This window comes from Pseudomonas sp. NPDC087029 (assembly GCF_044745345.1).
In the GTDB taxonomy this organism is placed as follows: Bacteria; Pseudomonadota; Gammaproteobacteria; order Pseudomonadales; family Pseudomonadaceae; genus Aquipseudomonas; species Aquipseudomonas faucium.
Window position 1 is genome coordinate 332,404 of the sequence record NZ_JBIVAB010000002.1, and the last position, 13,429, is coordinate 345,832.

A 13,429-nucleotide genomic window follows, 5' to 3' on the forward strand; every position below is an offset into this window, starting at 1 on the left:
CAGCCCCCAGGTGTCATCAGCTGTAGACCCGGCCCAGCAACTGCCGGTGGCTCTCGAACTGGTCGAGCACGTCACGCACGATCTGCTCGGGCGCAAAGCCCATCAGGTCGTATTCCTGGCTGCCATCGTGCAGGTACACCTCGGCACGGTAGAAGCGCTGGCGCACTTGCGGCTCGCCTTCGACCGGCGCTTCGCTCGGCGCGGCCATGTAGCCATCCAGGCTCACTTCGTAAACGAATGGGTTGCCCTCATCCATCATCACCCGCAGGCCCATCATGTTGCGCGACTGGCCGACACGGGTCTCCACCTCGAAGCCCAGGGTCTGCAGCTGCGCGGCGGCTTCTTTGAGCGCCGGGCTGACCTGCTTGTCCATGAAGCGCTGCACCACGGCCTGGGTCGGCTGCAGTTCCAGCTGGCTCAGGCGCTCGCTGAAACCACGACGGCCACGGGCCGCCAGCTCGGCGCGCTCGCCTTCGGCCGCCACGTCCTGCTTCATGGCCTTGTACAGGCCGAACATGAACAGCACCAGCACCACCGAGAACGGCAGGCCCGCCAGCACCACCATGGTCTGCATGGCTTCGAAGTTACCGGCGAACAGCAGGCCGATGGTGACCAGGGTGATGACCACCGACCAGAACACCACCATCCAGTGCGGGGCGTCTTCGTCGACCTTGCCGCCCTTGCACGACAGGTTGGCCATCATCACCGCGCCAGAGTCGGCCGGGGTGAGGAACAGCACGAAGCCAACGAACACCGCCACACCGATCACGATCTTGGCCGCCGGGAAGTATTCCAGCAGCTGGTAGATCGACATCGACGGCTGTTCCAGTGCGGTCTTGCCCAGCTCCACGGCGCCCTGGTTGATCACCAGGTCCAGCGCGGTGTTGCCGAAGATCGACAGCCAGGCCAGGGTGAAGCCCAGCGGGATCAGCAGCACGCCGCTGACCAGTTGGCGCACGGTGCGGCCCTTGGAGATACGGGCAATGAACATGCCGACGAACGGGCCCCAGGAAATCCACCAGGCCCAGTAGAACACGGTCCACAGGCCCAGCCAGCGCTCGGACTTGCCGGCCTCGCCCTCGTACACGTAGAGGTCGAAGGTCTTGAGCACGATGCCGTTGAGGTAGTCGCCGATGTTCTGCACGAAGCCATTGAGCAGGTGCAGGGTCTCGCCGCCCAGCAGGACGAAGATCAGCAGGCCGCTGAACAGCATGATGTTCAGGTTGGACAAGCGGCGAATGCCGTTTTCCACGCCCGACACCGCCGCCACGGTGGCAACGCCGGCCATCACCAGGATCACCACCAGCAGGTTGGTCTTGCTGTGGTCCATGCCGAACAGGTACTCAAGGCCCGAGGACACCTGCATCGAGCCGATCCCCAGGTTGGTCACCAGGCCCAGCAGGGTGACGAACATGCCGAAGATGTCCACGGCATTGCCCGCGGCGCCCTTGACCCAGCGCTCACCGACCAGCGGGTACAGCGCCGAGCGCAGTGCCAGCGGCTGGTTGTGGCGGTAGGCGAAGTAACCCACGGCCAGGCCCACCAGGGCGTAGATCGCCCAGCCGTGCAGGCCCCAGTGCAGGAAGGTCAGCTGCAGGCCCTGGCGCGCGGCCTCGAGGCTGGCGGGGGTGCCTTCCGGTGGGTTGAAGTAGTGGTCCAGCGGCTCGGAGGCGCCGAAGTACAGCAGCGAAATGCCGATGCCGGAGGAGAACAGCATGCCGGCCCAGGCGCCATAGCTGAAGTCGGGCTGGTCGTCCTTGCCGCCAAGCTTGAGCTTGCCGTAGTCGGAGAAGGCCAGGTAGACGACGAAGCACAGGTAACCGCAGATCACCAGCATGTAGTACCAGCCGAAGGTGCGCGTCAGCCATTTCTGGGCCACGCCCAGCACTTGGCCGGCGGTATCGGGTACGGCGATCAGCAAGGCAGTCAGAACAAGGATCATCAGCGCGGAGGTGAAGAACACCACGCGGTTGACCCGTACCCTCTCGGCGGGGGGTTTGGTAAGGGAGGCAGAACTCATTGCACGAATGCTCCGGGCAGTACGGCTGTGGAGGCTAATCAATCTTTTCCCGAGCAATTGGTGCAATAGCCCCACTGCTACAGGTGTTATAAAAGCACCCTGGAAACCGTGATCCCTGATCGAACGCTGCAAAAAAACAGACAGGTGGCCTGCAAGAAATGCCACGCCCTCGCGTGAGGTGCGCGCATTCGTCACAGAGCACCCCGCCCGCTCCAAGGGCCTGCCGCAGGCTCGTAAGCCATCGGCAGCATCTGCACTTCGCATCGAACTTGCCCGTCAACGCCTTGTATTCCGGGGGTTACGCGATTTCCTGGGGTGTCAATCCGTGCCTTCTCGATCGCTTGAAAAAGTGTCAATGGCACAAATTGTCGCAGAGCTTATTCTTTATTGATTGAACGTTCAATCAAAACAAAATAGACTGGCCTTCGCCGAGTCAGCCGCCCGTCGTCTGCTCGCAGGCCTGAGGAGATAGCAAGATGCCCAAGGTCGGTATGCAACCCATCCGCCGCCAGCAGTTGATCGAAGCCACGCTGCAAGCGGTCGATCAGGTCGGACTGGGGGACGCCAGCATTGCGCTGATTGCCCGTTTGGCCGGGGTGTCGAACGGCATCATCAGTCACTACTTTCGGGACAAGAACGGCCTGATCGCAGCGACGATGGGTTACATCATGAGCATGCTCAACGAAGGCGTGAGAGCGCGTCGTCAGGCACTGACCGATGACAGCCCGCGCGCCCACCTGAAAGTGATCATCGAGGGCAACTTCGATGCCAGCCAGGTGAATGGCCCGGCAATGAAAACCTGGTTGGCCTTCTGGGCTTCCAGCATGCACCAGCCCGATTTGCACAGGTTGCAGCGGATCAACGACCACCGCCTGTACTCCAACCTGTGTTGCCAGTTCCGCCGCGTCTTGCCGCTTTACCATGCACGCAAGGCAGCCCGCGGCCTGGCGGCCCTGATCGATGGCTTGTGGTTGCGTGGAGCGCTGTCGGGAGATGCCTTCGACACCGACCAGGCGATACGGATTGCTTACGAATACATGGATCTACAACTGGCTAAACAGCACACCCTGGCAACAGACGACCAGGCTGCTGAAACATCGCGCACGGCGCTTGCCAACTCGGCAGGAGCGTGACGCGCAAGCCAATCACACACTGCACTTGCGAGGACACTATGGCCCGTTTCGGAACGCAAAAACTCTACATTGATGGCGGTTACGTCGACGCTGGCACCGATGCCACCTTCGAAGCCATCAACCCGGCCACCGGCGAAGTCCTCGCCCACGTGCAGCGCGCCACCCAGGCTGACGTCGAAAAGGCCGTCGAAAGCGCCGAGCGCGGCCAGAAAGTCTGGGCTGCGATGACCGCCATGCAGCGTTCGCGCATCCTGCGCCGCGCCGTCGACATCCTGCGCGAGCGCAACGATGAGCTGGCCATGCTGGAAACCCTGGACACCGGCAAGTCGTACTCGGAAACCCGCTACGTCGACATCGTCACCGGCGCCGACGTGCTGGAATACTACGCAGGCCTGGTACCGGCCATCGAAGGCGAGCAGATCCCGCTGCGCGAAAGCTCCTTCGTCTACACCCGCCGCGAGCCGCTGGGCGTGACCGTGGGTATCGGCGCCTGGAACTACCCGATCCAGATCGCCCTGTGGAAATCCGCTCCGGCCCTGGCCGCCGGCAACGCGATGATCTTCAAGCCGTCGGAAGTCACTTCGCTGACCACCCTGAAACTGGCCGAGATCTACACCGAAGCCGGCCTGCCGGACGGCGTGTTCAACGTCCTGACCGGTAGCGGCCGCGAAGTCGGCACCTGGCTGACCGAGCACCCGCGCATCGAGAAGGTTTCCTTCACCGGCGGCACCACCACCGGCAAGAAGGTCATGGCCAGCGCCTCGAGCTCCTCGCTCAAGGAAGTGACCATGGAACTGGGCGGCAAGTCGCCGCTGATCATCTGCGCCGACGCCGACCTGGACAAGGCCGCCGACATCGCCATGATGGCCAACTTCTACAGCTCCGGCCAGGTCTGCACCAACGGCACTCGCGTGTTCATCCCGGCTGACATGAAGGCCGCCTTCGAAGCCAAGATCGCCGAGCGCGTCGCCCGCATCCGCGTCGGCAACCCGGAAGACGAGAACACCAACTTCGGCCCGCTGGTCAGCTTCCAGCACATGGAAAGCGTGCTCGGCTACATCGCCAAGGGTAAGGAAGAAGGTGCACGCGTACTGTGTGGCGGCGAGCGCCTGACCGCCGGTGATTTCGCCAACGGCGCCTTCGTGGCCCCGACCGTGTTCACCGACTGCAGCGACGACATGACCATCGTCAAGGAAGAAATCTTCGGCCCGGTGATGAGCATCCTCAGCTACGAAACCGAAGAAGAAGTGATCCGTCGTGCCAACGACACCGACTACGGCCTGGCCGCCGGTGTCTGCACCAACGACATCACCCGTGCCCACCGCATCATCCACAAGCTCGAAGCCGGTATCTGCTGGATCAACGCCTGGGGTGAATCGCCGGCCGAAATGCCGGTTGGCGGCTACAAGCAGTCGGGCGTCGGCCGTGAGAACGGCGTCAGCTCGCTGGCTCAATACACTCGCATCAAGTCGGTCCAGGTCGAGCTGGGCGGCTACAACTCGGTTTTCTAAACCCTGTCTAGCCACGCCCGTGCCTTTGCGCACGGGCGTTTGCGCTCCCTGATCACCGCCAACACGAGGGTACATTCATGTCCCAAGAATTCGATTACATCATCGTCGGTGCCGGTTCGGCCGGTAACACCCTGGCCACCCGCCTGACCGAAGACGCCGGCGTCACCGTACTGCTGCTCGAAGCCGGTGGCCCCGACTACCGCTTCGACTTCCGCACCCAGATGCCAGCCGCCCTGGCCTTCCCGCTGCAGGGCCGCCGCTACAACTGGGCCTACGAGACCGACCCGGAGCCGCACATGGACGGCCGCCGCATGGAATGTGGCCGCGGCAAGGGCCTGGGTGGCTCGTCGCTGATCAACGGCATGTGCTACATCCGCGGCAACGCCCTGGACTTCGACGGCTGGGCACAACTGCCAGGCCTGGAAGACTGGGCGTACCTGGACTGCCTGCCGTATTTCCGCAAGGCGGAAACCCGTGACATCGGCCCGAACGACTACCACGGCGGCGAAGGCCCGGTCAGCGTGACCACGCCCAAAGCCGGCAACAACCCGCTGTTCCACGCCATGGTCGAGGCCGGCGTGCAAGCGGGCTACCCGCGCACCGAAGACCTCAACGGCTACCAGCAGGAAGGCTTCGGCCCGATGGACCGTACCGTGACCAAGAACGGCCGCCGTTCGAGCACCGCCCGCGGTTACCTCGACCAGTCGAAAAAGCGCCCGAACCTGACCATCGTCACCCATGCCCTGAGCGACCGCGTGCTGTTCGACGGCAAGCGCGCCGTTGGCGTGACCTACCTGGTCGGCGACAGCGAAGAGCGCGTTGAAGCCCGTGCGCGCAAGGAAGTCATCGTCAGCTCCGGCGCCATCGCTTCGCCGCAGCTGCTGCAGCGCTCCGGCGTCGGCCCGCGCGCCCTGCTGGAAAGCCTCGACATCCCGGTGGTCCACGACCTGCCGGGCGTCGGCGAGAACCTGCAGGACCACCTGGAGCTGTACCTGCAGTACGCCTGCACCCAGCCGGTGTCGCTGTACCCTTCGCTGCTGTGGTGGAACCAGCCGGCCATCGGCGCCGAGTGGATGTTCAAGGGCACCGGCATCGGCGCCAGCAACCAGTTCGAGGCCGGTGGTTTCATCCGCACCCGCCCTGAGTTCGAATGGCCGAACATCCAGTACCACTTCCTGCCGGTAGCGATCAACTACAACGGCTCCAACGGCGTGAAGGAACACGGCTTCCAGGCGCACATGGGTTCGATGCGCTCGCCAAGCCGCGGCCGTATCCAGGCCAAGTCGAAAGACCCGCGCCAGCACCCGAGCATCCTGTTCAACTACATGGCCACCGAGCAGGACTGGCAGGAATTCCGCGACGGCATCCGCCTGACCCGCGAAATCATGGCCCAGCCGGCGCTGGACCCGTACCGCGGCCGCGAGATCAGCCCGGGCGAGCACGTGCAAACCGATGAAGAGTTGGACAAGTTCATCCGCGAGCACGCCGAAACCGCCTTCCACCCATCCTGCTCGTGCAAGATGGGCACCGATGACATGGCGGTGGTCGACAACGAAGGCCGCGTGCATGGCATGAAAGGCCTGCGTGTGGTCGATGCGTCGATCATGCCGATCATCATCACCGGCAACCTCAACGCCACCACGATCATGATCGCCGAGAAAATCTCGGACAAGATCCGTGGGCGCAAGCCGCTGGCACGCAGCACTGCCAAGTACTACGTGGCTAACGGTGCGCCGGTCAAAGGCAAGCCGATGCGTGAAGTGAAGCAGGGCTGACCTGCACCGGCCTCATCGCCGGCAAGCCGGCTCCCACATCAACCTGTGGGAGCCGGCTTGCCGGCGATGAGGCCCGCCCAGGCAACACCCGAAAAGGCACCCATCGCGGTGCCTTTTCTACATCTGCAGAAACGCTTTACAGCCTGCCAATTCATCAGGTTAGAATCAATTGGCACGCGACCTGCTAGTTCATTCTCGCAAGTCCCCTCCCCCCGCGATGTACCGGAGTACTGCCTTTGGATGCCAGCACCATCAACAGCCTGTTTCTGATCGGCGCATTGCTGGTGGGCGCAAGCATCCTGGTCAGCTCGCTGTCGTCGCGCCTGGGCATCCCTATCCTGGTCATCATCCTCGCGGTCGGCATGGTCGCCGGGGTCGATGGTGGCGGCATCATCTTCAACAACTACCCGACCGCCTACCTGGTGGGCAACCTGGCACTGGCGGTGATCCTGCTCGACGGCGGCCTGCGCACGCGTGTGGCGAGCTTTCGCGTGGCGCTGTGGCCGGCCCTGTCGCTGGCCACCGTGGGGGTGATGATCACCACCGCGCTGACCGGCCTGGTGGCGGCCTGGCTGTTCAACCTGAGCCTGATCCAGGGCCTGCTGATCGGCGCCATCGTCGGCTCGACCGACGCCGCGGCGGTGTTTTCGCTGCTCGGCGGCAAGGGCCTGAACGAGCGGGTGACCGCCACCCTGGAAATCGAGTCGGGCAGCAACGACCCGATGGCGGTGTTCCTCACCGTCACCCTGATCGACATGATCTCCAGCGGCCAGACCGGCCTGCACTGGAGCCTTCTGACCCACCTGCTGCGCGAGTTCGGCATCGGCGGCCTGCTGGGCCTGGGCGGTGGCTGGCTGATGCTGCAGCTGGTCAACCGCATCAACCTGGCCGGCGGCCTGTACCCGATCCTGGTGGTGGCCGGCGGGCTTGTGGTGTTCTCGCTGACCAACGCCCTGCACGGCAGCGGCTTCCTCGCCGTGTACCTGTGCGGCCTGGTGCTGGGCAACAAGCCGATCCGCAGCCGCCACGGCATCCTGCACATGCTCGATGGCATGGCCTGGCTTGCGCAGATCGGCATGTTCCTGGTGCTGGGGCTGCTGGTCACGCCCCACGACCTGCTGCCGATCGCCCTGCCGGCCCTGGGCCTGGCGCTGTGGATGATCCTGGTGGCGCGGCCGCTGTCGGTGGTCGCGGCGCTGCTGCCGTTCAAGGCCTTCCATGGCCGGGAAAAGGGCTTCATCTCCTGGGTTGGGCTGCGCGGCGCGGTGCCGATCATCCTCGCCGTGTTCCCGCTGATGGCCGGGCTGCCGGATGCCCAGCTGTTCTTCAACCTGGCGTTCTTCATCGTGCTGGTGTCGCTGCTGGTGCAGGGCACCAGCCTGCCGTGGATGGCCAAGCTGCTGAAGGTCACCGTGCCACCGGACCCGGCGCCGATCTCGCGCTCGGCGCTGGAGGTGCACGTCACCAGCGAGTGGGAGCTGTTCGTCTACCGCCTGGGCGCGGAAAAATGGTGCATTGGCGCTGCCCTGCGCGAGCTGAAGATGCCCGAAGGCACGCGCATCGCCGCGCTGTTTCGCAACGAGCAACTGCTGCACCCCTCGGGCAGTACCGTGCTGGAAGTTGGCGACATGCTCTGCGTGATCGGCCACGAACATAACCTGCCGGCCCTGGGCAAGCTGTTCAGCCAGGCGCCGCAACGCGGGCTGGACCTGCGCTTCTTCGGCGACTTCGTGCTCGAAGGCGATGCCGAACTGGGCGCGGTGGCCGCGCTTTATGGCCTCAAACTCGACGGCCTGGACGCGAAAATGCCGCTGGCGCAGTTCATCCGACAGAAGGTCGGAGGCGCGCCAGTAGTAGGTGACCAGGTCGAATGGCATGGCACGATCTGGACCGTCGCGACCATGGACGGGAACAAGATCCAGAAAGTCGGCGTCAGATTCCCCGAAGGAACGCGACCCGGACCAGGATTGTTCCTCTAAACTCCGATTTCGCCTGATCCACAAGTAGTCTGCCTATGTCCCTGCGCGTGTACCTTCGCACAGCCCTGCTCGGGCTGTGCCTGTCCCTTTCGTTCGCAGCTGGCGCGGCTGAAGCCCCGACCACTGCCAGCATCCAGAACAGCCTCGACAAGATCGCCGAGCGCAAGCTGCCCGAAGCCGACCAGAAAGCCCTGCAGCAGGTACTGGAGCAAACCCTCACGCTGCTGGCCAGCAAGGATGACAGCGAGCAGAAGCTTGCCGCGCTCAAGCAGCAACTGGCCGGCGCGCCGAAAGAAACCAGCGACAGCCAGAAGGAGCTGGCCCGGCTCAAGGAAGGCAAGCCGCAGCCGGTGGCCCAGCGCTATGCCAACCTCAGCGTGCCGCAGCTCGAGCAGATGCTCAGCGAGCGCAATACCCAGCAGGGCGAGCTGCAAAAGGCGCTGTCGGAAGCCAACAGCCTGATCATCAACTCGCAGACCCGTCCCGAGCGCGCCCAGGCCGAGATCAGCAATAACCAGATCCGCAGCCAGCAGATCAACAACATCCTCAAGAGCGGCAAGGACGGCGGCAAGGCGATCAACGCCGACCAGCGCAACCAGCTGGTGGCCGAGCTGGCCTCGCTCAACGCCCTGACCTTGCTGCGCCGCCAGGAGCTGGCCGGCAACGGCCTGCTGCAGGACTTGGGCAATGCCCGCCATGACCTGCTGATCGAGCGCGCCGCGCGCCTGGAGCAGGAAATTCAGGACCTGCAGACGCTGATCAACGAGAAGCGCCTGGCCCAGTCCCAGCAGACCGTCACCCAGCAGTCGATCGAGGCCCAGAAGGCCGGTGGCAGCTCGATACTGGCCAGCGAGAGCGCGGCCAACCTCAAGCTTTCCGACTACCTGCTCAAGAGCACCGACCGCCTCAACGAGCTGACCCAGCAGAACCTGCGCACCAAGCAGCAGCTCGACAGCCTGACCCAGGCCGACCAGGCCCTGGACGAGCAGATCAGCGTGCTCAAGGGCAGCCTGCTGCTGTCCAAGATCCTCTACAAGCAGAAGCAGGCCCTGCCACACCTGAAGGTCGACCGCGACCTGGCCGACCAGATCGCCGACATCCGCCTGTACCAGTTCGAGGTCAACCAGCAGCGCGAACAGATGAGCAGCCCGGTGACCTACGTCGACAAGCTGTTGGCCAACCAGCCCCAGGAAGACGTCACCCCGGCCCTGCGCAAGGCCCTGCTGGATGTGGCCATCACCCGCAGCGACCTGCTCGAACGGCTGAACCGCGAACTGTCGGCGCTGCTCAACGAGTCGATCACCCTGCAGCTCAACCAGAAGCAGCTGCTGGGCACCGCCCAGGGCCTGCGCACCACCCTCGACGAGCAGATGTTCTGGATCCCCAGCAACAAGCCGCTGGACTGGGACTGGCTGCGCTATGTGCCCGAGCGCTTCGCCGCCCAGGTCGCCGACCTGCCGTGGGGCTCGGGCATCAAGGAGCTGGCCGACGGCCTGAGCCAGCGCCCGCTGCTGTTCCTGCCCCTGCTGCTGGTGATCGGCGCCCTGCTGTGGCGGCGCAAGTACCTGTACCAGCGCCTGAGCAAGGTGCACCAGGACATCGGCCACTTCCGCCGCGACAGCCAGTGGCACACGCCCCAGGCCATCCTCATCAACATCCTCCTGGCGATGCCGGTGAGCCTGGGCCTGGCCCTGTGCAGCTACGCCCTGCAGATCGACGCCCGCGGGCAGAACGCCAACCTCGGCGCCGCGCTCTGGCAGCTGGCCCAGGCCTGGCTGGTGTTCTACACCGCCTACCGCATCCTCGCCCCTGGCGGCGTGGCGGAAATCCACTTCCGCTGGCACAAGCCGCAGGTCGAGTTCCTGCGTGGCTGGGTGCGCCGGCTGGGGACCGTGGTGCTGGCGCTGGTCGGCGTGGTGGCGGTGGCGGAGCACCAGCCTTCGGCGCTGGCCGACGACGTGCTGGGCATCGGCGTGGTGCTGACCTGCTATGCACTGATGGCCTGGCTGCTCAGCCGCCTGCTGTTGAGCAGCCCTGCGCACCGCGACACCTCGCTGTTTCGCAAGGCCGTCGGGGTGGCCTTCACCGCCTTGCCGATCGCCCTGTTCGTGGCGGTGTGCTTCGGCTACTACTACACCGCCCTGAAGCTCACCGACCGGCTGATCTACACCCTGTACCTGCTGCTGTTCTGGCTGGTGATCGAGGCCGCGTTCGTGCGTGGCCTGTCGGTGGCGGCGCGGCGCCTGGCCTACCAGCGTGCGCTGAGCAAGCGCGCGGCGGCCAAGGAAGGGCTCGATGGCGAGGTGATCAGCGAAGAGCCGACGCTGGACATCGAGCAGGTCAACCAGCAGTCGCTGCGCCTGATCCGCCTGGCCCTGCTCGGCGGCTTCATCGCCGGCCTGTACTGGGTGTGGTCGGACCTGATCTCGGTGTTCGCCTACCTCAACAACTTCACCCTCTACGAATACACCAGCGGCACCGGCAGCGCCGCCAGCATGGTGCCGATCAGCCTCGGCGACCTGCTCGGTGCGCTGGTGATCGTCGGCATCACCTTCGCCCTGGCGCGCAACTTGCCGGGCCTGCTCGAGGTGCTGGTGCTGTCGCGCCTGAACCTGGCCCAGGGCAGCGCCTATGCCACCACCACGTTGCTGTCGTACATCATCGTCGGGGTCGGCATCGTCAGCACCCTGTCGACCCTCGGGGTGAGCTGGGACAAGCTGCAGTGGCTGGTGGCGGCGCTGTCGGTGGGCCTGGGCTTCGGCATGCAGGAGATCTTCGCCAACTTCATCTCCGGCATCATGATCCTGTTCGAGCGCCCGGTGCGCATCGGCGACACCATCACCATCGGCAACCTGTCCGGCACGGTGAGCAAGATCCGCATCCGTGCCACCACCATCACCGACTTCGACCGCAAGGACATCATCGTCCCCAACAAGACCTTCATCACCGGCCAGCTGATCAACTGGTCGCTGACCGACACGGTCACCCGGGTGACGCTGAAGCTGGGCATCGACTACGGCTCGGACCTGGACCTGGTGCGCGACCTGCTGCTCAAGGGCGCCCACCAGAACCCGCGGGTGCTCAAGGACCCGGAGCCGATCGTGTACTTCCTCAATTTCGGCGAGAGCTCGCTGGACCACGAGCTGCGCATGCACGTGCGCGACCTGGGCGACCGCAACCCGACCCTGGACGAGATCAACCGCTACATCAACCGCGAGTTCAAGGCGCACGACATCAAGATTTCGGTGCGCCAGGTCGAGGTGTTCCTGATGGATGCCAAGGGCGGCAAGCAGCAGATGATTGCGCTGGAACAGCCCAAATCGGATGGCACTGCGCCCAGCTGAGTGGACTCCAAGGGGCATGACCGCCAGAATGCTGGCGAGGGCTGCGCCCTCGATCGCCGGCAAGCCGGCTCCCTGTGGGAGCCGGCTTGCCGGCGATGGGCCGCAAAGCGGCCCCATGACACCGTTCCCCAGGAGCAGCCCGTGAAAGCCCTCGACCAACTCACTTTCGACAACCGCTTCGCCCACCTGGGCGACGCGTTCTCCACCCAGGTGCTGCCCGACCCCATCGCCGACCCTCGCCTTGTCGTGGCCAGCGCGTCGGCCATGGCCCTGCTCGACCTCGACCCCGCGCAGGCCGAACTGCCGATCTTCGCCGAGCTGTTCAGCGGCCAGAAGCTCTGGGAACAAGCCGACCCGCGCGCCATGGTCTACTCCGGCCACCAGTTCGGCTCCTACAACCCACGCCTGGGCGATGGCCGCGGCCTGCTGCTGGCCGAAGTGCTCAACGACGCCGGCGAGCACTGGGACCTGCACCTCAAGGGCGCCGGCCAGACCCCGTACTCGCGCATGGGCGACGGCCGCGCCGTGCTGCGCTCGTCGATCCGCGAATTCCTCGCCTCCGAAGCCCTGCATGCCCTGGGCATCCCCAGCAGCCGGGCGCTGTGCGTGATCGGCTCGAGCACCCCGGTATGGCGCGAAACCCGCGAGAGCGCGGCCATGCTCACCCGCCTGGCCCAGAGCCACGTGCGTTTCGGCCATTTCGAGTACTTCTACTACACCAAGCAGCCGGAACAGCAGCGCGTGCTGATCGACCACGTGCTGGAGCAGCATTACCCCGAATGCCGCGAGGCCGAGCAGCCGTACCTGGCCATGTTCCGCACCATCGTCGAGCGCAACGCCGAGCTGATCGCCCGCTGGCAGGCCTATGGCTTCTGCCACGGGGTGATGAACACCGACAACATGTCGATCCTGGGCATCACCTTCGACTTCGGCCCCTTCGCCTTCCTCGACGACTTCGACGCCAACTTCATCTGCAACCATTCCGATGACCGCGGCCGCTACAGCTACGCCAACCAGGTACCGATCGGCCACTGGAACCTCAGCGCCCTTGCCCAGGCACTGACCACGGTGATCGAGGTGGAGCCGCTCAAGGAGGCCCTGGGGTTGTTCCTGCCGCTGTACCAGGCGCACTACCTGGACCTGATGCGCCGACGCCTGGGCCTGACCACGGCCGAAGACGGCGACATGGCCCTGGTCGAGCGCCTGCTGCAGCGCATGCAGAGCGGCGGCGTGGACTACAACCTGTTTTTCCGCAGGCTAGGCGACCAGCCCGTGGCTGCGGCCTTGAGCGTGGTACGCGACGACTTCATCGACCTTGCCGGGTTCGACGCCTGGGGCGCTGACTACCTCGCTCGCTGCGAGCGCGAAGCCGCCAATGCCGACGGGCGGCGCGCGCGCATGCATGCGGTGAACCCGCTGTACGTGCTGCGCAACTACCTGGCGCAGAAAGCCATCGAAGCGGCCGAGGCGGGGGACTACAGTGAAGTGCGGCGGCTGCACCAGGTGCTGAGCCGGCCGTTCGAAGAGCAAGAAGGGATGCAGGCCTATGCCGAGCGGCCGCCGGAGTGGGGCAAGCATCTGGAAATCAGCTGCTCTTCGTGAACCCGATCTGCTGTACCGGCCTCATCGCCGGCAAGCCGGCGCCTACGCAGGGCTCAGCTGCTATG

General features: G+C 65.0%; 7 protein-coding genes. 6 read left to right on the plus strand and 1 reads right to left on the minus strand.

From position 1 onward, the window contains the following. Positions 1–16: 16 nt before the first annotated feature. Positions 17–1,963 carry a BCCT family transporter gene (locus ACIPG5_RS04895; protein WP_236193830.1) on the minus strand — a complete coding sequence of 649 codons (1,947 nt, stop codon included), beginning with the start codon at positions 1,961–1,963 and terminating at the stop codon, positions 17–19. Positions 1,964–2,496: 533 nt separating this feature from the next. Here ACIPG5_RS04895 and betI point away from each other — a divergent pair. The 6 genes from betI (at position 2,497) to selO (ending at position 13,364) form a co-directional block, all read left to right on the plus strand. Further along, positions 2,497–3,153 (plus strand): transcriptional regulator BetI, encoded by a 657-nt coding sequence (gene betI, locus ACIPG5_RS04900; protein ID WP_176512998.1) that lies wholly within the window; start codon positions 2,497–2,499, stop codon positions 3,151–3,153. Positions 3,154–3,191: 38 nt separating this feature from the next. Continuing rightward, positions 3,192–4,664 carry a betaine-aldehyde dehydrogenase gene (gene betB, locus ACIPG5_RS04905; protein WP_286912127.1) on the plus strand — a complete coding sequence of 491 codons (1,473 nt, stop codon included), beginning with the start codon at positions 3,192–3,194 and terminating at the stop codon, positions 4,662–4,664. Between the two features lie 77 nt (positions 4,665–4,741). Next, positions 4,742–6,439, plus strand: coding sequence for a choline dehydrogenase (gene betA, locus ACIPG5_RS04910; RefSeq protein WP_176510909.1), 1,698 nt, complete (start codon positions 4,742–4,744; stop codon positions 6,437–6,439). Positions 6,440–6,675: 236 nt separating this feature from the next. Further along, positions 6,676–8,418 (plus strand): potassium/proton antiporter, encoded by a 1,743-nt coding sequence (locus ACIPG5_RS04915; protein WP_401373607.1) that lies wholly within the window; start codon positions 6,676–6,678, stop codon positions 8,416–8,418. A 35-nt stretch (positions 8,419–8,453) separates the two neighbouring features. Then, positions 8,454–11,762 carry a mechanosensitive channel MscK gene (gene mscK / locus ACIPG5_RS04920; RefSeq protein WP_176510911.1) on the plus strand — a complete coding sequence of 1,103 codons (3,309 nt, stop codon included), beginning with the start codon at positions 8,454–8,456 and terminating at the stop codon, positions 11,760–11,762. 141 nt (positions 11,763–11,903) lie between these two features. Continuing rightward, a complete protein-coding gene (gene selO / locus ACIPG5_RS04925; RefSeq protein WP_401373609.1) occupies positions 11,904–13,364 on the plus strand; it encodes a protein adenylyltransferase SelO in 1,461 nt (486 codons plus the stop codon). Positions 13,365–13,429: the final 65 nt, after the last annotated feature.

Coding starts and splice junctions, on each gene's coding strand:
- mscK (WP_176510911.1), top strand. CDS start 8,454: ATGTCCCTGCGCGTGTACCTTCGCACAGCCCTGCTCGGGCTGTGCCTG.
- betA (WP_176510909.1), top strand. CDS start 4,742: ATGTCCCAAGAATTCGATTACATCATCGTCGGTGCCGGTTCGGCCGGT.
- betI (WP_176512998.1), top strand. CDS start 2,497: ATGCCCAAGGTCGGTATGCAACCCATCCGCCGCCAGCAGTTGATCGAA.
- betB (WP_286912127.1), top strand. CDS start 3,192: ATGGCCCGTTTCGGAACGCAAAAACTCTACATTGATGGCGGTTACGTC.